The organism is Fibrobacter sp. UWB16, assembly GCF_900215325.1.
Taxonomy (GTDB): Bacteria; Fibrobacterota; Fibrobacteria; order Fibrobacterales; family Fibrobacteraceae; genus Fibrobacter.
In genome coordinates this window covers 213,405-235,473 of sequence record NZ_OCMS01000001.1, presented here as the reverse complement: position 1 = coordinate 235,473, position 22,069 = coordinate 213,405, and the positions used below count along the sequence as shown (strand labels likewise).

At 50.7% G+C, this 22,069-nt stretch carries 21 protein-coding genes; 14 read left to right on the top strand and 7 right to left on the bottom strand.

Annotated elements, in window-relative coordinates:
• Positions 1-26: 26 nt before the first annotated feature.
• Positions 27-1,145 carry a glycosyl hydrolase family 8 gene (locus CRN95_RS00980; protein ID WP_097019836.1) on the bottom strand — a complete coding sequence of 373 codons (1,119 nt, stop codon included), beginning with the start codon at positions 1,143-1,145 and terminating at the stop codon, positions 27-29.
• A 223-nt stretch (positions 1,146-1,368) separates the two neighbouring features.
• Between CRN95_RS00980 and CRN95_RS00975 the strand changes: the two genes are divergently transcribed.
• Positions 1,369-1,923: a hypothetical protein gene (locus CRN95_RS00975; RefSeq protein WP_088629497.1), complete on the top strand. Its 555-nt coding sequence runs from the start codon at positions 1,369-1,371 to the stop codon at positions 1,921-1,923.
• Positions 1,910-2,101, top strand: a complete 192-nt coding sequence (locus tag CRN95_RS00970; RefSeq protein WP_085490149.1) for a hypothetical protein — start codon at positions 1,910-1,912, stop codon at positions 2,099-2,101. The genes CRN95_RS00975 and CRN95_RS00970 overlap by 14 nt, the downstream gene beginning before the upstream one ends.
• Before the next feature lie 64 nt (positions 2,102-2,165).
• Here CRN95_RS00970 and rpsD read toward each other — a convergent pair whose 3' ends face one another.
• Together rpsD and CRN95_RS00960 are read right to left on the bottom strand one after the other, a co-directional pair.
• The gene (gene rpsD / locus CRN95_RS00965) at positions 2,166-2,771 is read right to left on the bottom strand and encodes a 30S ribosomal protein S4 (RefSeq protein WP_012820048.1); all 606 of its coding nucleotides are present in this window, start codon (positions 2,769-2,771) and stop codon (positions 2,166-2,168) included.
• Positions 2,772-2,868: 97 nt separating this feature from the next.
• Positions 2,869-3,612 carry an endonuclease gene (locus CRN95_RS00960; RefSeq protein WP_097019835.1) on the bottom strand — a complete coding sequence of 248 codons (744 nt, stop codon included), beginning with the start codon at positions 3,610-3,612 and terminating at the stop codon, positions 2,869-2,871.
• A gap of 289 nt (positions 3,613-3,901) precedes the next feature.
• Here CRN95_RS00960 and CRN95_RS00955 point away from each other — a divergent pair, with 289 nt between their 5' ends.
• Entirely contained in the window at positions 3,902-5,248 is a 1,347-nt protein-coding gene (locus CRN95_RS00955) for a folylpolyglutamate synthase/dihydrofolate synthase family protein (protein ID WP_097019834.1), read from the top strand.
• Between the two features lie 146 nt (positions 5,249-5,394).
• Here the strand turns inward: CRN95_RS00955 and CRN95_RS00950 are convergent, their stop codons facing one another.
• The gene (locus CRN95_RS00950) at positions 5,395-5,934 is read right to left on the bottom strand and encodes an LPP20 family lipoprotein (protein ID WP_088629500.1); all 540 of its coding nucleotides are present in this window, start codon (positions 5,932-5,934) and stop codon (positions 5,395-5,397) included.
• Between the two features lie 194 nt (positions 5,935-6,128).
• Between CRN95_RS00950 and CRN95_RS00945 the strand changes: the two genes are divergently transcribed.
• From CRN95_RS00945 to CRN95_RS00920, 6 genes are read left to right on the top strand one after another with little or no spacing between them, the layout of a single operon-like run.
• Positions 6,129-6,830, top strand: coding sequence for a MotA/TolQ/ExbB proton channel family protein (locus CRN95_RS00945; protein WP_141099831.1), 702 nt, complete (start codon positions 6,129-6,131; stop codon positions 6,828-6,830).
• A complete protein-coding gene (locus tag CRN95_RS00940; protein ID WP_072828243.1) occupies positions 6,827-7,243 on the top strand; it encodes a biopolymer transporter ExbD in 417 nt (138 codons plus the stop codon). The genes CRN95_RS00945 and CRN95_RS00940 overlap by 4 nt, the downstream gene beginning before the upstream one ends.
• Entirely contained in the window at positions 7,230-8,165 is a 936-nt protein-coding gene (locus CRN95_RS00935; RefSeq protein WP_088629502.1) for an energy transducer TonB, read from the top strand. Before CRN95_RS00940 ends, CRN95_RS00935 begins: the two co-directional genes overlap by 14 nt.
• A 9-nt stretch (positions 8,166-8,174) precedes the next feature.
• Entirely contained in the window at positions 8,175-9,449 is a 1,275-nt protein-coding gene (locus CRN95_RS00930) for a PD40 domain-containing protein (RefSeq protein ID WP_097019833.1), read from the top strand.
• 11 nt (positions 9,450-9,460) lie between these two features.
• Complete coding sequence (locus tag CRN95_RS00925) at positions 9,461-10,039, top strand: OmpA family protein (protein WP_097019832.1); 579 nt, start codon at positions 9,461-9,463, stop codon at positions 10,037-10,039.
• Positions 10,040-10,057: 18 nt separating this feature from the next.
• A complete protein-coding gene (locus CRN95_RS00920; protein ID WP_097019831.1) occupies positions 10,058-10,918 on the top strand; it encodes a tol-pal system YbgF family protein in 861 nt (286 codons plus the stop codon).
• A 185-nt stretch (positions 10,919-11,103) separates the two neighbouring features.
• Here the strand turns inward: CRN95_RS00920 and murA are convergent, their stop codons facing one another.
• Together murA and CRN95_RS00910 are read right to left on the bottom strand one after the other, a co-directional pair.
• A complete protein-coding gene (murA, locus tag CRN95_RS00915; protein ID WP_097019830.1) occupies positions 11,104-12,381 on the bottom strand; it encodes a UDP-N-acetylglucosamine 1-carboxyvinyltransferase in 1,278 nt (425 codons plus the stop codon).
• A 5-nt stretch (positions 12,382-12,386) separates the two neighbouring features.
• Positions 12,387-13,151, bottom strand: coding sequence for an RDD family protein (locus tag CRN95_RS00910; RefSeq protein ID WP_097019829.1), 765 nt, complete (start codon positions 13,149-13,151; stop codon positions 12,387-12,389).
• A 66-nt stretch (positions 13,152-13,217) separates the two neighbouring features.
• Here CRN95_RS00910 and rapA point away from each other — a divergent pair, with 66 nt between their 5' ends.
• The 5 genes from rapA to CRN95_RS00885 all read left to right on the top strand — a co-directional run bounded on the left by rapA (position 13,218) and on the right by CRN95_RS00885 (position 21,361).
• Positions 13,218-16,211 carry an RNA polymerase-associated protein RapA gene (rapA, locus tag CRN95_RS00905; RefSeq protein WP_097019828.1) on the top strand — a complete coding sequence of 998 codons (2,994 nt, stop codon included), beginning with the start codon at positions 13,218-13,220 and terminating at the stop codon, positions 16,209-16,211.
• 29 nt (positions 16,212-16,240) lie between these two features.
• Positions 16,241-17,380 (top strand): glutamate 5-kinase, encoded by a 1,140-nt coding sequence (gene proB, locus CRN95_RS00900; protein ID WP_097019827.1) that lies wholly within the window; start codon positions 16,241-16,243, stop codon positions 17,378-17,380.
• 41 nt (positions 17,381-17,421) lie between these two features.
• Positions 17,422-18,126, top strand: coding sequence for an SMC-Scp complex subunit ScpB (scpB, locus tag CRN95_RS00895; RefSeq protein ID WP_012820032.1), 705 nt, complete (start codon positions 17,422-17,424; stop codon positions 18,124-18,126).
• Positions 18,126-20,765 (top strand): DNA mismatch repair protein MutS, encoded by a 2,640-nt coding sequence (mutS, locus tag CRN95_RS00890; RefSeq protein WP_097019826.1) that lies wholly within the window; start codon positions 18,126-18,128, stop codon positions 20,763-20,765. The genes scpB and mutS overlap by 1 nt, the downstream gene beginning before the upstream one ends.
• Positions 20,766-20,878: 113 nt before the next feature.
• The gene (locus CRN95_RS00885) at positions 20,879-21,361 is read left to right on the top strand and encodes a hypothetical protein (protein ID WP_235002802.1); all 483 of its coding nucleotides are present in this window, start codon (positions 20,879-20,881) and stop codon (positions 21,359-21,361) included.
• 108 nt (positions 21,362-21,469) lie between these two features.
• Here the strand turns inward: CRN95_RS00885 and CRN95_RS00880 are convergent, their stop codons facing one another.
• Positions 21,470-21,937, bottom strand: coding sequence for a RidA family protein (locus CRN95_RS00880; protein ID WP_072828233.1), 468 nt, complete (start codon positions 21,935-21,937; stop codon positions 21,470-21,472).
• Positions 21,938-22,069 lie beyond the last annotated feature (132 nt).

The window sequence follows — 22,069 nt, the reverse complement described above, 5'->3', positions numbered from 1 at the left end:
GTCAGGATGACGTAATGCAATAAGAATCAAGCGTTAAACTTGCCAGAGCAGGCGAGGAGCCCGAGCATATACAGGAGTCCGTCGTAGTAGCGCCAGAGTCCGGTCGGGATTTCCATATTCCAGAGGTCTTCGGCGAACGGCTTGATAAGCGGATCGCCTGCGGGGAGTGCAACTGTCGATGCTGCGTTCATGGCAATCAGGCCGCCCGTAGCAGGCCTTGCCTCGCGCGGGAACGCGCTCCCGTCGACACGCATGTCGGCGAGATACGGGCGACGCCCGTGGAGGTAACCGAGAATTTTGCGGACTGCGGAAACTTCCCATTCGCTCACGTCGGTACGTTCGCCCTTGTCTTGCAATTTCGCAGCGTCAAGACCGATGTTCCACACGACTCGCCAAGCGTCTCCGCAGAAGCAATCGCTTTCCGGGTGCCAAGGCGTTTTCTTCGGTGTTCCGTCAAATTCACTGTAGTCGGCGGCAAGTCCCGTGACCGGGTGGCAAGCCTTTTTCAAGTAAGCAACGCTGTTGTCTGCAATCTTGTTCCAAATTGCATCGCCGCTGGCTTCGCCGTACATTCTGTAGAAGGCGACCGTGTTGTAGCTCGGGTCGGTGTAATCGTTCCCTTTCATGGGTGAAAATCGCACGAGTCCTGCGTTCACGTCCATCATCGTGTACACATCGCCAGCTTGCGGCTTGTGTGCCATGTCGTTGATGAGCTCGACGGCGTCGCGCTTGTATTGTTCGTTTTTGAAAATCTTGGCGGCGTATAAGAGCGCTGCGGCAAAGTATTCTTCGCCATCCGGAGCGGCACCTGGGTCCATCATCGAAAAGTCAGCGGTCGAGACTTGCCAGGAGTAATAACCGGCGAGGTCGCCTTCGGTGTTTTTCATGTGCGTCTTGGCGAATTTCCAGAGCTTGTCGAAAAGGTCCTGCTTGCCGAGGAGTGCGGCAACCGTCATGCCGTAGCTCATGCCTTCGGAGCGGATGTCGTTGTGGCCGATATCCACGATGTACGCCATGTCATTGCCTTTGTCAAAGCAAATGCGTTCGTTTTCGCGGTCGCCTTCGAACAGTTGCGTGAAAGCCTTGTTGAGTTTTGCCTCGATTTCGGCGGGAGTCTTACCAATTTCTTCAAAAATGTTTCTCATGGCATCTAAAATAGAAATGTATTGGGCTCCCGTCCTGTTTTGTAGATGAAATAATTTAAAAGTGTTGCGAGTGTTTCTTGGACGGCTTGGAAAATTGTGGCATTTGCGAAAACAAAATTTGAATAAAATTGAAAATGTCATGATTTGACATTTTACAATTCTATATTCATAAAAAATGATTAATCCCGTTTTTTCAAGCGTGTAGACGGGGAAGGAGAAAAAAATGAATGATGTATTAAATGGCTGCGTTGATATATGGCTAGATGAAATGGTTCCTTGCCTCAAGGATTTGGAAACCGGATCAATTGAAGAAACTTTCGTTTTTAAAATAGAAAGTCGTTCTGTTCTTAGAAAATATAATTCGTCCAATGGTTGGGGAATTGATTGGGTTAAAGTCCCTTTAAATGTTGATGTGTTTGCTCTTGCTTTAAAGAGAAATAATGAAGTACAGGGACTTATTGCGCTAAAAAAGGATTCTGATATTCGAGCCGTGTATTTGCATTGGGCTTGTACGGCGCCTAGAAATAACATATATTTATTTGGAAAGAAAAAGTATAGTGGTGTCGGAGGTCATCTTTTTGCTATTGCTGTAGATATGTCTTTTAAATGTGGCTTTGATGGATTTGTTTACGGTTTTGCTCTTAATAGGGAGCTTTTGAATCACTATATTGAGTTTCTCGGATGTTCTTTCGTTGGTATTCTTCATCCGTATCATTTTTTGATAGAACCTAGTGCTGCCCAAAAGCTTTTGGAGAATTACACTTATGAGTGGAATTGAAAAAAAGACCATGAATTTAGCGGATATTCAAAGCGAATATTTGGGTTTCCCGAATCCTTATAAAGATGCTCCATCTTGTAGGTATGATCATCGTGCGCTTGTCGCATATGCCCAAAAAGTTGGCAAGTCTATAAATGATTTGTCTTACGAAGAAAAACTTGCTTTTATAATAAAATAAAAAAACGCCCGCATTTCTGCGAGCGTCTTTAAAAGCTTGAGTCTTGTTGGCTCTAAGCGGCTTACTACCTGGAGTAGTATTCCACGACGAGCTGTTCTTCGAGCTTGACCGGGATCTGGTCGCGGAGCGGAAGCTTCACGAGAGTACCCTGCATCTTGCCGAGATCGACAGACAAGTATTCCGGAGCGGCAGCTGCAGAAGCGATTGCTTCCTTGATCTGCACGTGTTCCTTGGACTGTTCACGAACAGCGATCACGTCGCCAGCCTTGATGAGGCGGCTCGGAGAGAAGCTACGAACACCGTTCACAGTGAAGTGACCGTGTGCAACGTACTGACGAGCAGCGAAGATCGTACGGGCAAAACCCATGCGGTAGACAACTGCGTCAAGACGAGTTTCGAGCAAGATCATCAGGTTATCACCTGCAGAACCTTCACGACGGTTAGCTTCCTTGTATGCCTTGGCAAGCTGAGCTTCGGAAATGTTGTAGGTGAAACGAAGACGCTGCTTTTCGACCAACTGCTGCTTGTAAACGGAAGCAGACTTCTTGCGGGTCTGACCATGCTGGCCAGGTGCGAAGTTGCGGCGGTCGAGAGCCTTTTGAGTCTTCTGAGAAACGGCAACGCCGAGAGAGCGTGCTACTTTACCTTTAGGTCCGCGGAAGGAGGACATATTTACCTCTTTGAGGAAGCTCTTTGGTTACGCTCGCAAGTTGGCAGAGCTTGGCACGACATGCGAGATTTGGACTTCAAATTTAGTCAAATGTTCACTACTTGTCAACAGAATCTAGGCATTTCTCGAAGACGAAGGGGTTGTGGTCACCCTGGACCTTGAAAATGCGGCGGTCGCGCTCGCATTCGCGCTCGGTGACGGGGTACATTTTGTCCCAGGCTTCGAAAAGTTTGCGGTCTTGCTTGGAGAGGTTGATGTTGTAGGTCTTTTCCATGTAGAAATGCACGCGGGCGATTAAGCCTCGGACTTCTTTGCGGGGTTGGACCTTCTTGTCCTTGAAATCGACGATAGTTTCGCACTCGCCGTACATGGGGACCGGGTTGTTCGTCCACTGGCTGAACATGAAGTTGCTGCGGTCTCCGTTCACTTCGCCAATGGCGGGGTAGAGGTTGTGGAGGTCGCCTTCCATGATCTTGAATGTGGTGTCGTTTGCGCTGCAGTTCTTGCGGCCGCCGTCACGCCAGCAGGGGAGGTGTTGCCCCATGTTGTGGGCGGTCACGATGTGTTCCCACTCGATGCGCTTGGTGCGATCAAGGCTTTTGCGGTTGGGGTTTTCACGCGGCTTGTAGTTGCAGGTGCTAAAGTCCACGTGTTTTTTGTCGAGATAGCGGCAACCGCAGTAGATGGTTTCCTGAAGTTCGCCGTAGTAGATGCGCCTCATCTGCTTGCCTGCATCGCGGTAGTTGTAGTGACGAGGTGATGCCTCGGGATCGACTTTCGCAAACGAAAAAGTTGCGAAAACGCAAAGAATCAAAGCGACAGCGCTTGCTGAAACTTTCATATAATTAACCCTTGATTTAAAATTAAAGCACGTAAAATGTAATCAATTATGTAGGTGTCAGGGAGCAGGTTACTGGTATCAGGGGATAGTAAATTGTCATCCTGGAGCCAGGCGTAGCCGACGCGATAGGATCCACTGCGTTTATGGACTCTATCGGCTTTACAAGCCTCCAGAGTGACAGAGTCTACATCACTCAAGTCTCATCGCTCGTTGCTCGTAGCTCACTGTTCCTAACCACCAACCACTAACCACCAACCACTAAACTCTCGTCTTTTCTATATTATAGATCATGATTCAGAACGGATTGGAATATTTGAATTCCCGCCTCATATTCGGGATGATGCCGGGTCTTGCTTCTACCCGTAAACTTTGCGAAGCTCTCGGAAATCCTCAAAAAAAGTTTAAGACGATTCATGTTGTTGGCACGAACGGCAAGGGCTCGACGAGCTATTACTTGTCGGGTGTTTTGCAGGCGCACGGCCTCAAGACGGGGCTTTATACGAGCCCGCACTTGGTGAGCATGCGTGAACGCATCCGTGTGAACGATTTGCCGATTGACGATGAATCTCTTGACCGTTTGATTATGCAGGTCAAGGCCGCTGCCGAAGAAACGCAAGTGGAACCGACGTTTTTTGAAGTGCTGACGATTGTCGCATTCCTCTATTACGCAGAACAGAACATCGATGTTGCGGTCTTGGAAGCGGGCATGGGCGGTCGCTTGGACAGCACTGCCGTTGCCGATGGCGAATTGATTGTGCTTACGAGCATCGGGCTGGAGCACACGGAAGTTCTCGGTAGCACGGAATCTGCAATCCTCAAGGAAAAAATGGGTGTGGCGGGTTCCGCACAAAGTATTCTTTCGAATGGTCATAGCAAGACTTTTGTCTTGGGTGGCTTGAATGATGCTTTGATTGCTGAAGCCAAAATTTTTGCGGCTTCGCACGGATGCTTGTGCGTTGTTCCCGAAATCCGTAACGATATTGAACTCCCGAATTTAGGACAACATTACATTGAAAACGCAAGCCTTTCGCTTAAGGCTGCGGAATTATTTTTACAACGTATATCGAACAGTGATAAGGAGATTCCCGCTTTCGCGGGAATGACAAATCCGAGTGTGTACGATGATGCGCTTGCACTTAAGACTCTTGCGACGCGCTCCTGGGCGGGCCGTATGCAAAAGCTTATCGATGCAAACGGCGTGACAAAGTTTATTCTAGATGGTGCGCACAATTCCCATGCAGTCCGCCGTCTGGTCGAGACGCTTGATAAGTATTACCCGAATCAGAAGTTCCATTGCGTGTTTGGAGCGCTCCGCGACAAGGATGTGGGCGAGATGCTCAAGCTCATGGCGCCGCACGTGAGCGCTTGGCATATCACGCGTACGCCGTATCCGCGATTCCGCGAACTCATTGATTTGCAGGGCGAGCTTGAAAAGCTTGGACTGCATGTCGCGAGTGCGGGCGAGTTTTCCCTTGAGTATCTCAATGAAGTTTGTGCGAGCGTCACGGACGGTTCGCCGGTGCTCATTACAGGTAGTCTTTATATGATTGGGGCGACTGTGCAGGCGCTTAAGGATGTTTTTGATGGGCTCGCGTTCTTCCGAGGCATGGAGCCCACGACGAACGAACACCGCTAAATAAAATTTGACTGGATCCTTCGGGGCGAAGCCCCTCAGGATGACGGAGCATCGTCATTCCGAGCGTAGCGAGGAATCCAGTGAAGTCTTGAAAAAAAAACATTGGCTTAGCCAATGTCTTTTTGCTTGAAATTTAAGATGGAAGATTATTCCATTTCATCAAGTTCGGCGTAAGCCTTTTCAGCAGCGGCGCGAATCTTTTCAGCTTCTTCCTTCTTTTCTTGCTGTTCGAGCATCTTGATGTATTCGGAGACGAGGTCAGAGTCGAGCGTCATCACGCCGTAAACCTTGAACTTGCCATCGGCTGTGGTTTCAACCTTGACGTCGTTGAGCGTTGCACCATTGAGGCGCTGGTTCACAGAGGTCTTGGACGTGCTCTGGAAGTGTTCGGCAATTTCGTCGCTCACATCTTCCTTGAAGTTCTTGACAAGAGCCTTGGTTTGAGCATCGATAGACTTGGCGAGGTCTACGCGAGCGTTCTGGTCGGCCTTTTCGTAAGCAATCTGTTCATCTGCGGATTCGCCGATGCCGATGCCAGCCGGAATGTGCTGCTTGAGGTAGCTCTTCTTCTGCATCTGCATTTCGATGAGGAGGCTAGCTTGCTTTTCTTGCGGGGTCTGCGGCGGGTTGCTTGAGCAGCCAGCGAAAAGTGCTGCAAGAGCGAAACATGCGATGAGTTTTTTCATTGTTTTCTCCTTGGAATTAAAAATCCATTACATTGTTTTGTGCTTTTAATATACAAAAAATATCATGCAAAGAAGTAGTTTTGCAGCATTTGTCAAAAAAAGTGTTGTTAAACGTTTTCTGTTTACTTTGGGTTATGTTTTTTTGTATTATAATATAGTACGTATATTTTTGTAAAATTTTTTTGGAGGTTGTCTTGAACAATACTGTACCTATACTGCAGATGATCACGCAGTCCGATATTGTAACCATGATTATTCTCGGGATTCTCGCTTTTATGTCGCTGGGTTCCTGGGGCATCATCATCGTGAAGTTCTTTAAGCATAAATCGAATTTGCGTGCCAATGCCAAGTTCTTTAAGGATTTCTGCAAGCTCAAGCATTTCTCTGAACTCCAAAAACTTTGTACCGTCTCTAGCGATAGCGCACTCCGCCTGTTGAGCGTCGAGGTCTTGAACGAAGTATCCAAGTTCAAGGGTAAAGTAACTTACGAATCTATTCAGCATCGTTCCTCCTTACTCGAAGATGCTATCCAGCGTTCGATTGAAGGAATCCGCATGGGTGAGGACCGCTATTTGACTTTCCTTGCCACGAGCTCTAACTTGGCTCCGTTCTTTGGCTTGCTCGGTACGGTTTGGGGCATCATGATTGCGTTCTTCCAGATTGGTCATCATGGTTCTGCGGATTTGACTGTTGTCGCTCCGGGTATCGCTATGGCGCTTATCACCACGGTGGCTGGCCTTGTTGTGGCTATCCCTGCCTCTGCCGGGTACAATTACTTTACCTCTAAAAATGGAAGTAACGAAACTTCTTATTACAACTTTGGATCGCAAGTATTGAGTTTGTTCAAGAGAGGGGACATGCTCGCTGTTGAAGGAGTTGCCGAGGAGGAAGCGTGAAACGCAGCCGCCGTAAGGACTTAAAGCAGGAACTTAACCTCACGAACATGATTGACATCGTGTTCGCAATCTTGATTGTGTTTATTTTGTGTGCACCGTTGATGAGCCAGGGCGTGAAGGTCAATCTCCCGCAGGTCAAGGCTCCGACGATGGAACAGCAGAAACTATTGAAAGTTTCCATCACCAAGAACCTCGAAATTTTCATCGCCGATATGCAGGTGGATATGGAAAGTTTCGAGAGCATTTTCAAGTCGCTGTGGAATGGCGAAATGGCTGTGGTCATCAATTCGGACGAAGCTGTAAGTTACGGCTTTGTGATGAAGGTGGTGACGCAGGTGCAAAAGCTCGGTGTAACGAAGCTCGGTTTCTTGACAATGACCCCAAAAGACGAACTGGTAAATGAAAAGAAATAGGGACCATATCCAATATTTCGAGACGGAAAACGATGGATCTTTGCTCAAGATCATCGTGTGTGCTGTCGTGTTTCATTTGGCGGTTGTCGGGACTTTGATTGGTTTGCACAATATTGATTTGAGCAAGCCTGCCGAAGAAATTCCCGTGTTCGAGATGGTGCAAGTCGATGAACCGGTAAAGCAGCCGGTGGCACACGCCCCGAAGCCGGAACCAGAACCGCAGCAAGCGCCGAAGGTGGAACCGCCGCCTCCGCAACCGCCCGAACCGGTGCCAGAAACAGCCCCTGAACCGGAACCCGCTCCAGAGCCGACTCCTGTAAAAACGCTTGAGCCGGAAGCTCCGCAAGTTCCCGAAGAGCCTGCTCCCGAAGTTAAGCCCGATACGCCGGAACCTGTGCCTGTGCCGGAACCCAAGTCCGAAGAAAAGAAGCCGGAAGAAAAGGTCGAAAAGCCGAAGCCGGTCGAGAAGCCTGTTGAAAAACCGGTCGAAAAGGTCGCGAAGAAAACGGTAGAAAAGAAGAACGTCGAAAAGAAGCCTGCGAAAAAGCCGAAGGATGATGACGACTTTGATATTGATGATTTGAACTTGCAAAAGTCGTTTGAATTGCCGAGCCTCAAGGCGGTCAATCCGATTGATATGGACCCGCTGATGCAGGTGTTCCTGGAACGCGCAAAGGCAAAAATCATGAGCAATTTCAACCCGCCGAACGGACTGACGATTGATCGTGATGCAAAGACGACGGTGCAGTTCTCGGTGGAACGCTCGGGTGCGATTACTAGCGTGTTCCTCAAACGGTCTTCGTCGAACAGTGCGTGGGACCACTTGTCGATGCGTGCGGTGAAAATTTCGAAGTTGCCGGAACTCCCGCCGACGTACAAGGGTTCAAGTCTTGTGTTGCAGTTTAACTTTACGCCGAACTAGAAAATAACTATGAATAAAATAAAATTGCTTTTTGTGTTTGTGGCGATGGCGCTTGCGGTGCCTGCGTTTGCGGCGATTGATACGATTGCTGTAGATGTGGGTATTTCGGTATTCCAGACGATGCCGATTGGCGTTGTGCCTTTTGAAGAGAATGGAAACATCAAGTGGGCAAACGAAGCTCCGCATTTGATTTTGACGCGTGATGCAAACCTCACGGGGCGTTTTGAAGCCGTGAGCTCGGACAAGTTTGACTTGGTGCTTTTTAGCAAGAAACGCGCTCGCCAGTACGTGACCGGCATTGCAACCAAGCTCCCGAATGGAAAAATCAAGCTCGATTGCTATCTGTATGCGTCCGAGACGAAGGATGTGTTGCTTGGCGAAAGCTATACCGTGAAGCCTTTCGACGTGCGTCAGGCGGTGCATTCGTTCTTTGACAAGGTTGTTTATCGCTTGTTCGGGGAACGCGGGGTTGCTTCGACGAAGCTTGCTTACGTCTCGAAAATCGATGGCATGAAGCAGGTCGTGATTTCGGATTACGATGGTTTCTCTCGTCGCCAGATTACGCGTGACTCTTCAATCAACATGATGCCGGTTTGGCAGAAAGGCAACAAGGGCCTTGTGTATGTGAACTTCCGCAAGCAACGCCCGAACCTTTACGCCATCACGTTTGGCGGCAAGGAAACCCCACTTTTTACGCAGTTCAAGCAGACGTTTAGCCCGGCTGTGAATCCGAAAACGGGTGAACTCCTTTTCTCCGTGACGGAAGGTGCTAAGACGGAACTTTATCGCGGCGACATGAAGACGGGTTCTGCGCAGAAGTTCTTGCACTTGAAATCGAATCAGGTGAGCCCTTCTTGGAGCCCGTTTGCAAGCGAAGTGCTCTTTACGAGTGACCGTGGCGGCTCTCCGCAGGTGTACGCGGTAGGGAAGGATGGCACGGATGTGCGCCGCATTACGTACATGGGGCATTACAATGAACGCGCAAGCTGGTCTCCGGATGGGGATCGCATTGTCTACACGTCGATGGATGATGGCAAGATGAACATTTATACTTGCGCTCTTGATGGTACGGATATTATCCAGCTGACCTCGAACGCAGGGAATAACGAACACCCGACTTGGTCGCCCGATGGCAAGTTGATTGCATTTGCAAGTGACCGCGGTGGCAATTATCAAATTTATATTATGCGTAAAGACGGAAGTGGCGTGACTCGTATTACGAATGGTGTTGAAAATACATCGCCGACTTGGTCCTGGTTCTTTGACGATAAGAAATTTAAATAGAGGAGTGAATTATGGGTAAGGTAATTAAACTCGCTTTGATGGGTACGGCTGTTGCACTCTTTGCTTGGGGCTGCAGCAAGGAAAAGCCAGAAACGGATCCGCAACCGCAAACGGCGCCGGAAGCTCCTGCGGATTCGACGTTGAACCTTGATGCGCTTGTGGCAGATACGCTGAGCGCGGATTCTTTGGCACGCTTGGAAGCGGAACGCCTTGAAGCAGAACGTGCACGCTTGGAAGAATTGATCAACCGCATCATGCTCGAAGATGTTTACTTTGACTATGACCGCTCCGAATTGACGGAAAATGCAAAGCGCTTGCTCGCGCAAGTGGCTGAAATTTTGGTCAACGAAAATCGCTTTATCGTGACGGTCGAAGGCCATACGGATGCTCGCGGCACTGAAGACTACAACATTTCTTTGGGCGCTCGCCGATCGACCGTGGTGCGTGAGTTCTTGATTGCATACGGCGTGGATGCGAACAGGCTCGTTTCAGTGAGCTATGGCAAGGAACGCCCGAAGGTGCAGGGAACTGACGAGACGGCGTATTCCAAGAACCGCAGAGCGCATTTCCGTGTGTCTATTGATCAGTAGTTTGGGGAGAACTTTATCGTGAATTTGAAGTCTTTATCTCTCGGTGTTGTTTTGGCATCTTTTGTGCTTTCGGGATGCAGTAGCATTACGATGTTGCGTACAAAAGAAATGCGGGCGGTCGGTGATGATGTCATTGCCAAAAATGATTCGTCGTACAAGGCTCTTTCTGCTGAAAATGCATCACTCCGTGCAGAACTCGATAGCGTGAAGGCGCAGCTTGAGGCTTCTGCGGTGGCGCAAAAGCGCTTGCAGGCCGAAGTGACGGTGCTTTCGAATCGCATGAGCGAAGAAACGGTCCGCCGCGATACGCGTCAGGAAGAAATCATTTACCGCTTGGATTTGCTCCTCGGCAAGTCTGACAAGATTTTGGCAAAGAAGGTCGTGGTGAACAATGGCGTGGCTAGCGCTGTGATGGAACCGGACGCCAATGCCGAAAAGATGATTGAAGCGGAAACGATGTTCAATGCCGCTCATTCGGATTATCACCGTGGCGAATACAAGCTTGCGTACAACGGCTTTAAGCAGGTCTATGAACTTGTGAAAAAGGGCGAAATGGCAGAAGGGGCTCTCTACTGGATGTCTCTTTGCTTGATTGAAGCGAATCAGGCGGCTAAAGCGAAGACGCTCCTCACGAATCTCGTAGATTCCAATCCGAATGGGATGAAGGCTTGCGCGGGCATGTATAAGCTTGCTTCAATTTACGGCAATGAATGCAATCTGGACCGTAAAAAGCAGTATTTGCAGATGATTCTTTCGAACAATACGTGTGCTTCGACTCCGGAACTGGAGCAGGCGGCAATTTCATTGCAGGAAATGCTCGACTTTAGGTCTCCGGACGGGCGCTCGGCAACGGAGATTTGTAGAGAGCAGATGCGATAAAAACATCTCGTCGTTCTGAGGGGCTATGCCCCGAAGGACCCAGTCAAGTCTTATTTTGCATTGACGAGATATGACTGGACCCTTCGGCTTCGCCTCAGGATGACGCTGAGGAAAATGTCTTCAGGGTGACGTTAAAAAAAGCCGGCTGGAAGCCGGCTTTTGTGCGTTTGGGATGACGCAATTTTTTAATCGTCGCGGGCGTCCGGGTTGAAACGCTTGACTGTTGCACCGATCTTAGCCATCTTAGCTTCGAAATCTTCGTAACCGCGGTCGAGGTGGTAAATGCGGCTGATGGTTGTTTCACCTTCGGCGATGAGCCCTGCGAGAACGAGAGCTGCACTGGCGCGGAGGTCAGAACCCATGATGTCAGCACCTTCAAGCGGGAGGCCTCCCTTGATGGTAGCCGTGTTGCCGTTCAGCTGGATGGAGGCTCCCAAACGTTCGAGCTCTGCGACATGCTTAAAGCGGTCGTTGTAAACCGTGTCTTGCACGAGGCTGTTCCCTGGAATGGAGAGGAGCGTTGCCATGAACGGTGCCTGCATATCGGTCGGGAATCCCGGGAATGGGAGCGTGACGAGGCTCATCGGCTTGAGTTCCTGCTGGCGGGCATCGACTTCGGCCCAGTCGGCACCGACGTTCACCTTGCAGCCGATTTCGCGGAAGGCGTCGAGCGTAGAGGCGATGTGTTCCGGGATGATGCGCGTGACCTTGACGCGGCCGCGCGTGATGGCGGCGGCGCAGAGGAATGTGCCTGCTTCAATGCGGTCCGGGATGGTGACGCCTGTACCCGGGCGGAGCGATTCAACACCTTGGACGGTGAGGGTGCGCGTGCCGCGGCCCTGAATCTTTGCGCCCATGCTCGTGAGGAAGTCGATGAGGTTATCAATTTCTGGTTCGAGGGCGGCATTCTGCAAGACGCTTACGCCCTTCGCAAGTGTTGCTGCCATCAAGACGTTGACTGTTGCGCCGACGCTAGAAATCGGGAAGTTGAAGTTACCGCCGGGGAGGCGGCCTTCGCATGTGGCTTCGACGTAACCGTGAGTGACGGTAATCTTTGCACCGAGTGCTTCGAGACCTTTGAGGTGAAGATCCACGGGGCGCGGGCCCCAGGCGCATCCGCCGGGGAGCGAGACGCGGCAGCGACCGAATCTGGCGACGAGAGGGCCGAGCACGTAGAAGCTTGCGCGCATGGTCTTCACGAGTTCGTACGGTGCTTCGAGATGGTCTACACCGCGGGTGTCGATTCTCAGAACGTGGCTTCCACCGTTGATGTGGCAACCGATCACGCGGAGCACATCGGACATGGTCTTCATGTCTTTCAAGTGCGGAACGTTTGTGATTTCAGAAACGCCATCGGCGAGGAGTGCTGCTGCCATGACGGCAAGCACGGCGTTTTTGGCACCAGAAATTTCAACTTCACCATTGACCGGTGCTTTAACTTGCGGAACGATAAACTGATCCATATAAATTAAACCTCTTTATTTTCTTTTTGTTCGATGGCATTATGAACGACACGAGTCTGTGCGATAAAGTCGTGTAGCGCTCTCTTTTGCGGATCGATAAGGACAATCAGGTAACCCAGACCATAAAAAATGAGTGTCGCTTGCGTGACGATGCTTGCCACAAAGCGGAAAATCGAGAATGCCCACGAGAGCTTTTCGCCATTTGCCATTTCAACATGAATGCGCAAAAGCTTTTTGCCTGGCGTGGCGCCCCAAACCGCATGGAAAACGATAAAGTAAATTGCCTGTACAACGCTCCAAATCGTAAAGAACGTGGACATTCCGGGGAGTTCGAGCGCCTTGGAAACGAGTTCCGTGGAGGCGGGGTTGTCGATGTACTGGTTTACGATTTCGGAAACGGCGTTCAGGTCCAGCATTCCTGCCAAACTCATGACGTAAAGGAACAACGCACCGACAACAGAAAGAATTAAGTTGTCTATAATAAAGGCGTTAGCGCGTACAAAAAATCCTGCGTAGCGTTTGCGGTTTAGTTTGCTCTGGAGAAGCGTTTCAATCGTCTGCTTGAGGAGTTCTTCTTCGGTTGGCTCTGGGGGTTCGCTTGCTTCGGGAAAATCCTTCCATGCTTTCCAATTAGCTTCGCCGGTGTGCCAGACTAAAGTTTCGTCTTTTATCTTGCCTTCGTTGACAAAATCTCTAATTTCATCGATAGAATAAGGACCTTGACGCCTATCCCCGTCGGTGATTGATGTGTCGATATAAAACCATTTCATGTTGTGGAATAATTTAGTAAAAAGTTCGCAAGCCGAATTTTCGAAAAAATCCTAAATTTACAGGTTATGATGATGTTTAAAATTGGTCAGCGCTACGTGAGCCAAGCCGAACCTACCCTGGGGCTTGGTATTGTATCTGAAGTTCAGGGCCGTACTGTTAAAATTTTGTTCCCGTCTATCGGTCAAGCTCGTATTTACAGGACCGATGAAGCTCCGATTGAACGTTTTGTTTTGCAAGTAGGTGAAACCGTCAAGAGTGAAAAGGGTGTCTCCTTCGTGGTGGACTCCGTTCGCGAAGATGCGGGTATCATGGTTTATGTCGGGCGTAATGGCAAAGAGATGAAGGAATCCGAGCTGAGCTCGAAGATTTCGACCGCTCGACCGGCTGTGCTGTTTAAGGCCTTGGCCGATGACGAAGTTTGCTCGTCGCGTGATTTTTTGCGTCATGAAGATGCGATGGAAATGTATTACAAGTGGACGTCTTCGCCGGTTCGCGGCATGATTGGCCCGCGTGTGAACATGATCCCGCACCAGTATTACCTTTGCTACCGCGCATGCTCTAGCTCTACGCTCCCGAGGCTTATGCTTTCGGACGAAGTGGGCTTGGGTAAGACGATTGAAGCGGGCATGATTTGGCATGCTCTCAAGTCGAGAGGCCGCATCCAGCGTACGCTCGTGATTGTTCCGGAAACGCTGAAGCACCAGTGGATGATTGAAATGAAGCGCCGTTTCAACCAACTCTTTACGCTGGTGGACGAAGGCTACATCCGTGGTTTGTTTGTGGGTGTCGCGAAAGATGAAACGAAGCCCAATCCGTTCATGCAGAGTAACGACATCATTGTGTCCATCGACTTTTTGATGGCACAGCCTGCATTGATCGAAGACCTTTTGAAGACGAACTGGGATATGACCATCATCGATGAAGCCCACCATCTGGTGTGCGAGGATGGTTTTACGAGCCACGAGTACATGCTCGCAAATAGGGTGATTGGTCGCTCTAAGGGCGTGTTGCTTTTGACCGGTACGCCCTTGCAGCTTCATCCGGAATCGCAGTTCAACCGCCTCAAGATGCTGGACCCGGTGCGCTTTGCCGATTACAACGATTTTATCAAGGATCAGGAAACTTACCTCAAGCTTGTGCGAGATTTAAATAAGCTCCCGACCGACCCGAACCACCACATGAGCTGGGACGACTTGTACGAATGCGTCCCGAAGAACTCGCAGATCCGTCCTTGGCTGGAACAGGAAAATTCAAAGTCCATGACTGCAGGCGAATGGATGCGCCGCATTGTCGATGGCATGGGTACGGGTTCTGTGGTGTTCCGCAATACGCGTAAGGGCGTGGGCGGATTCCCGAAGCGTGTGCTCGATGAAATCCCGCTTGAACCGAATCCGGCTTACCGTGAAATGGTGGACGTTGCTGCCGATCGCGACTTGGAAGCATCGACCGACATTCAAGAAAATGGCCTCCTCTGCACGAGGTTCTCCGACGCATGGGCGATGGATGAACGTTTTGTGTGGCTCAAGGGGTTCCTCAAGGAATACAAGAACGAAAAGGTTTTGCTGATTTGCGAATCGATCCAGGTCGTGCAGGCGCTTGAAACTTTGCTCCTCGAATTCTTGGGTGAAGGTGCGTTTGTGATGTTCCACGAAGACATGAGCATCATGGCTCGTGACAAGGCTGCGGCAAACTTCAGCAAGCCTGATGGCGCTAACTTGCTCATCGCTTCTGAAATTGGTTCTGAAGGCCGTAACTTCCAGTTCTCGCATCACTTGGTGCTGTTTGACTTGCCGCTTGATGCCGCTCTCGTGGAACAGCGTATTGGCCGCTTGGACCGCATTGGTCAGGACAAGGACATCATCATCCACGTGCCGTACGTGAAGGGCTCGGGTCAGGAAGTGATGTTCCGCTGGTACAACGAAGGCTTGAATTCGTTTGGCGCTCCGCTCATGAGCGGTGGTGAACTCTTCCTCAAGTACACGGAATCGCTGATTGAAGCTTTGGCAACGCCGCGCGCTAGCCTTGAAAATTTTGTGAAGAACGTCATCCCGCAGGTCAAGAAAGATTGCGAACAGATGCGTAAGCATATTGAAAACGGCCGTGACCGCTTGCTCGAATTCAACTCCCGCAATCCAGAAAAGGCTAAGGAAATCACAGACGAAATTCGTGAACTTGATGCCGAACCGGAACTCAAGAATCTCGTGTTTGATTCTTTGATGAATCGCGGACTCGATGTTGAAAAGAGCTCTGTGCAGGATTGCTTCCTTATCACGATGGGACCGCAAGTTGAAGCGGGCTCTGTGCCGGGCATGCCTGATTTGGCAATGGCTGCGGCTACTGCTGGTGGCGGTGGACGCGTGAATAGCCAAACGGATTTGTGTGGCGAAGGTAGTGGAGAAGGTGACGGCGACGGTCGCGTGAGCGGTGGCACTTGCATGACGGTCACGTTTGATCGCGATGTTGCGATGACGCACGACGATATTGAATTTATCAGCTTGGACCATCCGCTGGCTCAAGGCGTGTTCGATTACGAAACGGGTATGGGGCGCGGAACGGTTTCTTGCGCCATTTGGCCGAACTCCGGTTTGCGCGGGCTCATGATGCAGTACAACTTTGCTGTGGAACTCCCGGTGTCCGAAGAATGGGGCTGTGCCGATATCGCAGGGCCGAAGTATTTCAAGGTGCTCGTGAATGCGAAGGGCGAAAACATGTCCGGACATTTCGATGCGCTTTCGAATGCGGCGCTCAAGGATGTTGGTGTTCCGCAGGGAAATGCGGCTGTCGATATGACGCTCCGTTACTTTGCTAAGGATGGCTTGGCAAAGGCTCGCTTGATTGTTTCTGAACAGGCTAAGAAGTATGCAGAAGAAGCGGCAAATGCCGTGGAAGCTCGTTCGGAACAGGAATACCAGCGCATGAATCATTTGCTCTCGATGCGTGGCAAGGCGGGTACGAGCGAAGCTTTGAAGCAGCTCCGCAAGAATGTACAGGAACGCAAGAAAATTGTGGCTAACCCGCAACTCCGCCTCGATGCGATTCGCCTGGTGGTGTGCAAGTAAACTATTGACTAATAACTAACGACTGAAAAATGAGTGAATTAAGAAAGAACATTTTAGATGAAGCTCGCCGCGTGGTGGTGAAGATTGGTTCTCGCATTCTCGTGGATTCCGAGCGTGGTGGCGTTCGTACGCGTTACATCCAGAAGCTCGCTGATTCCGTGGCACGCTTGATGGATGCGGGCAAGGAAGTCGTCATTGTCACGAGTGGCGCTGTGGGTACTGGCATGGCTGAATTGGGTTACGCTCAAAAGCCGACCGTGCTTGCCGAAAAGCAGGCTTGTGCTGCCGTGGGTCAGATTGACCTCATGTACGCTTATCGCGAAATGTTCCGCTGGGTGCAACTTTCCGTTGGCCAGATTCTCTTGTCTGCAGAAGACTTCCGTGATCGTGCGCGTTACAAGAATTTGCAGAACACCATCAAGGCAATGCTTGCCCGTAAGATTGTTCCGATCATTAACGAGAACGACTCCTTGGCTGTCGCCGAAATCAAGGTGGGCGATAACGACAAGCTCTCGAGCGATGTGGCGCTCTTCCTTGATGCAGACTTGCTCCTCATCTTTACGGATGAAGACGGCTTGTTCGATGACAATCCGAAGAAGAATCCGAACGCTCGCTTGTTGAACTTTGTTCCTGAAATCACGCCTGCGATTTTGGCATTGGCCGGAAAGCCTGGCGAGGCCGGGTCCGCCGTCAGTACCGGCGGCATGAGGAGCAAGCTCGAAGCCATTCGCAATGTGACGAAGAGTGGCGCGAATGCATTCCTCGCTAGCGGTATGAAGGTACTCCCGCATCAGGTGTTCTTTGAAAATGCAACAGGTACATTGTTCGCAGGTTCCAAGAAAAAGCTCAATAGCCGTCAGCGTTGGCTGAGCTTCATTACGACGCCGCGTGGAAGCGTGATTGTCGATGAAGGCGGCGTGAAGGCTTTGCGTGAAAATCATTCGAGCTTGTTGCCGGTGGGCGTGATTGCGGTACAGAAGCATTTTGACAAGGGCGACTTGATTGAAGTCCAGGATGAAAAGAAGAATCCTGTGGCTCGCGGTGTTGCTGGTTTCGATAGCGAAACGCTCAAGCTTGTGCTCCGCAAAAAAACTGCCCAGGTGCACGAAGTCCTTGGCAAGAATGTTCCTGATGAACTTATCCACAAGAACGACTTGGTTGTATTCTAACTAGGTGACTTTAGACCGCTTTAGACAAAAGGATCAAACGTATGGCTGAAGATCAGAATGTCGAAGAACTGGCCGAAGAATCGGCGGAACTCCCGAAAGTTGAAAGTAGGGAAGACCTGGCTCGCATTATACAGGCGCTCGTCTTTGCGTCTCCGGATGTCGTGACGCTCAAGAAGCTTCGCGAAATTCTCGGCGATTTTTTGGATGCTCGTTCTGTAGCGGATGCGCTCATTACCGCGAACGATTCTTTGAACAAAATTCAGTCTCCGTTTGAAATTGTGGAACAGGCGGGCGGTTACCGCTTTAGAACACGTGCAAAGTATTATCCGTGGGTGCGCAAACTCTTCCCGGAAGCAAATGCCCGCAGGCTCAGCCAGGCTGCTCTTGAAACGCTTGCCGTGATTGCTTACCAGCAGCCGATTACGAAGGCTGCGATTGAACAGGTTCGTGGCGTTTCGTCTGCGGATGGTCCGATCCGTAACTTGCTTGACAAAGGCTTTATTACTTTGGGCGCTCGCGCTGAAACGGTTGGTAACCCTTATACTTACGTGACTACGCAGGAATTTTTGAAATACTTTGGTATCAATCGCATTCCTGAAGACTTGCCGCGTTTGCGCGAATTCAGTGAACTTTTGGAAGCGGGCGCTCTGGTGCCGCAGTACTCTAAGCCTGATAACGCTCCGGAAGAACCGACTCCGCTCGAAGAATCGACTGACCAGATTGAATTGTCTATGGGAGATGCTTAATGGCCGTTACTCCGTTGATGCAGCAATATTACGAAATCAAGAAAGAAAATCCTGGCTGCATTTTGTTTTTCCGCATGGGCGACTTCTTTGAACTTTTTGAAGATGACGCTGTAATCGCCTCGAAAATTTTAGGTTTAACGCTCACGAGCCGCAATAACGGCGCCTCCGGTGCAACGCCTTTGTGCGGATTCCCGCACCACGCTGCCGAACGCTACGTGCCCAAGATGGTGGCCGCCGGCTACCGCATCGCCATTTGCGAACAGGTCGAAGACCCGAAACTCGCGAAGGGTATTGTCAAGCGCGACATTGTTGAAATCATCAGCGCCGGCACGGCGATGAACGAAGAAAACCTCAACGCAAAAGAGGCAAACTACCTTTGCGCTTATGTGCCTGCGACAAGCGATGATGGCAAGGGCGGAAACGGGGATGTGGCCGCGTTTGCGATTGCCGATGTGACGACGGGTTATTTGGCGACGTGCCGTAGCAGTGTGCAGGCTTTTGAATGCGAATTCAGCCGCCGTATGCCCAAGGAAATTGTGATTCCCGAAGGGACGACGATCCCAGCGGCGATTATGGACTTGATCAAGGCGGAAAACGTCTTGGTCACTGAACTCCCTGCTATTTTGTTTGCAGAAGACCAGGCAAAGGATGTGCTGTTTACGCACTTCAAGGTTGAAGCGCTTGATGGCCTTGGCTTGGATGGTCGTGTTTTTGAAACGTCCGTGACGGGCGCTTTGCTCCAGTATTTGATCAACCAGAAAAAGTCCGAACTGTCGCACTTTACGACGCTCGAGATTTTGAATCTGGACGATTACATGACGCTCGACCCGAGCACGCTCCGCAATTTGGAACTCGTGCGTCCGTTGAATGCTGACGATTATTCCAGCACGCTTTGCTCGGTGCTCGATTTTACGGTGACGGCAATGGGGGGGCGTACGCTCAAGGATTGGGTGAGCCATCCGTTGATTGCTGTGGACCGCATCCGCGAACGCGAAGAAGCGGTGGGCGAACTTGTCCAGAATCCTGTGGCGCTTGACGAACTCAAGGAATCGCTCACGTCGATTCTCGATATGGAACGCTTGATGGGCCGCGTCGGTAGCGGTCGTGCAAATGCGCGTGACCTCGCGGGAATGGGACGTTCTCTTTCGCAGGCATCAAAGGTCGCTGACGTTTTGGAAGGCTTGCATGCGCCGCTTTTTGAAGGTCTACGCGAAACGTTGAATGCAGCAAAGGGCCGTGGCGAAGACTTGCTCAAGTACTTCAATGATGACTTGCCGATGACCGTGCGCGAAGGCGGAATGATCCGCCCGGGGGCAAGTGCAGAACTTGATGCAATGAACGAGGACATCAAGGAACGCCGCGAATGGATTGCTTCGTTGGAAGGTCGCGAACGCGAACGCCTCGGAATCCCGTCATTGAAAGTCGGTTACAACCGCGTGTTCGGTTATTACATCGAAATCACGAAGGCGCAGATGGCAAAGGCCACGCAGCCGATTCCGGACGAGTATATCCGCAAGCAGACAACGGTGAACGGCGAACGCTATATCACGCCTGAGATGAAGGAATGCGAATCCGTCATCAGCAATGCCGAAGTCAACATCCATGCGTTGGAATACAAGATTTTCTGCGAACTTCGCGAACGCGTGAACAGCTGGCGCGCCGAGCTCCAGGGCATTGCCGATGCAATTGCTCGAGTCGATAGCTTGTACAGCTTTGCCCGCGCGGCCCGCAAGTACAATTACGTTTGCCCGGAAGTTTTTGAAGGAACGGGTATTGAAATTCGCGGCGGTTTCCATCCGGTGATTGTTGCGGTGAACCCCGATTTGAACTTTGTCCCGAACGATGTGACGCTCTCGCCGGACGGAACGCGACTGATGCTCATTACTGGCCCGAACATGGCCGGTAAATCGACGTACTTGCGCCAGACGGGGCTTATTGTGCTCATGGCGCAGATTGGTTGCTTTGTACCGGCTGAAAGTGCTCGCATTGGCGTAGTGGACCGCATCTTTACACGTGTGGGCGCTAGCGACCGCTTGAGCCGTGGCCTCAGTACGTTCATGGTCGAGATGATCGAAACGGCGAACATCTTGCGCAATGCGACTCCGCATAGCCTTGTGCTGCTCGATGAAATTGGTCGCGGTACGAGTACGTTTGACGGCCTTTCGATTGCGTGGGCGATTGTCGAAACGCTCCACAGCGAACCCGCTCGTATGGCGCTTACGCTGTTTGCAACGCACTATCACGAATTGACGGGGCTTGTGGAATCGCTGGAACACGCTGGCAATTTCCAGGTCGCCGTGCAGGAAAAGGGCGACAAGCTCACGTTCTTGCATAAGATTCTCGAAGGCGCTTGCGATTCGAGCTATGGTATTCACGTGGCCGAGATGGCGGGGCTCCCACCTAACGTGGTGCGCCGAGCTCGCAAGATTTTGCTCCGTTTGGAAAAGCAGAAGATTGACCCGAGTGACGAGGCGCAAAACAAGAAAATCAAGGCGCAGCCGCAGATGGACTTGTTTGCACCGCCAGACGAAAACACGCTTTTGCTCAAGGATGAAATTCGCAGGCTCAAGCCCGAAGAAATGACTCCGATGCAGGCGCTGCAGCGCCTCATGGACCTGAAGGAAAATTACGGAAAATAGCAATTAGTCAATAGTCAATGGTCTTTAGATAAATGCGGTGAAACTGCAATAATAAAACTACTGACTAATGACTAAGAACTAACAACTAAAATATGATCGATTTCGCGGCTTTAATGAACTTTGCTTTTGAGAATCGGCTCTACGAGTCCGAGGTTCATGGCATTGAGCATTGGCATCAGGTGGAGTACAATGGTCTCCTCCTGGCGAAAAAGACTGGCGCCGACATTGATGTGGTGCGCTTGTTTGCGATTTTCCATGATTCGCAGCGTTTGGATGATGCTTACGACCGAGAACATGGCGCTCGTGGCGCAGAATTTGCACAGCGCTGTCGTGAAGAAAAGCGCTTTGAGCTGGACGATGAGCGCTTTGGCTGGCTCTATGATGCGTGCCGCCTCCACACGATTCAGCCGCGTACGGGAATTATTACGATTGACACTTGCTTTGATGCGGACCGTCTGGATTTGGGCCGCGTCGGGTTTCCGCTGGATCCCAAGAAAATGGCGACGGAATGGGGTGCAAAAATAGCCCAGAAGTCTTTGACTTCGGGCTATTCCGTATTCCACATGCGCGAGTGGATCCGCTCACTTGTGTTGTGATGTCATGCCGGACTCCGTTCTCTTTGACTACTTGCAGCTTTGCTGCTTAGTAGTCATGATCCGCGAATGGGGACGGCATCACCATACACAGTTCTAATTACAGATACTTTACTCTGCGATTGCCTGGAACGTGCAACTGATTTCGACGGCGACGTTCTTCGGGAGCGTCGAAACGCCAACAGCCGTACGTGCATGCTTTCCATTTTCTCCGAGAATCTGTACGGCAAGTTCGCTAGCGCCATTCAGCACAATCGGCTGGTCGTGAAAATCGTTTGCGGACTGCACAAAACCCTGGATCTGAACGAGGCGGAGTGTTTCGCCGGCTTTCAACTGCGTGAGGGCTGCGGCAATGTTGTTCAAGAAGCAAATCTGTGCCGCTTCCTTAGCTTTTTCCACAGAAATCTGGTTCGGAACAATACCGGTAAAGGCGGAAAAGTCTCCCTTCACAGACGGCAACTGCCCAGAAACAATAATCGTATCGCCAAAGCGCGTTGCCGGAACATAAGCGGCAACCGGTGCGGGGCAGGCGGGGAGCGTCAGCCCCAATTCTTGGAATTTAGAGACAATTTGACTCATGTAATCTCCTTGTTTTTGCGCCTTTAATATACAATAATTGAGATGCATTTGGGGCGTTTATGGCCCGCAATTTAAAATGCCCGCACGTTTTTGCGTGCGGATATATTCTAAGGCTATTGGTGGTGCTTATAA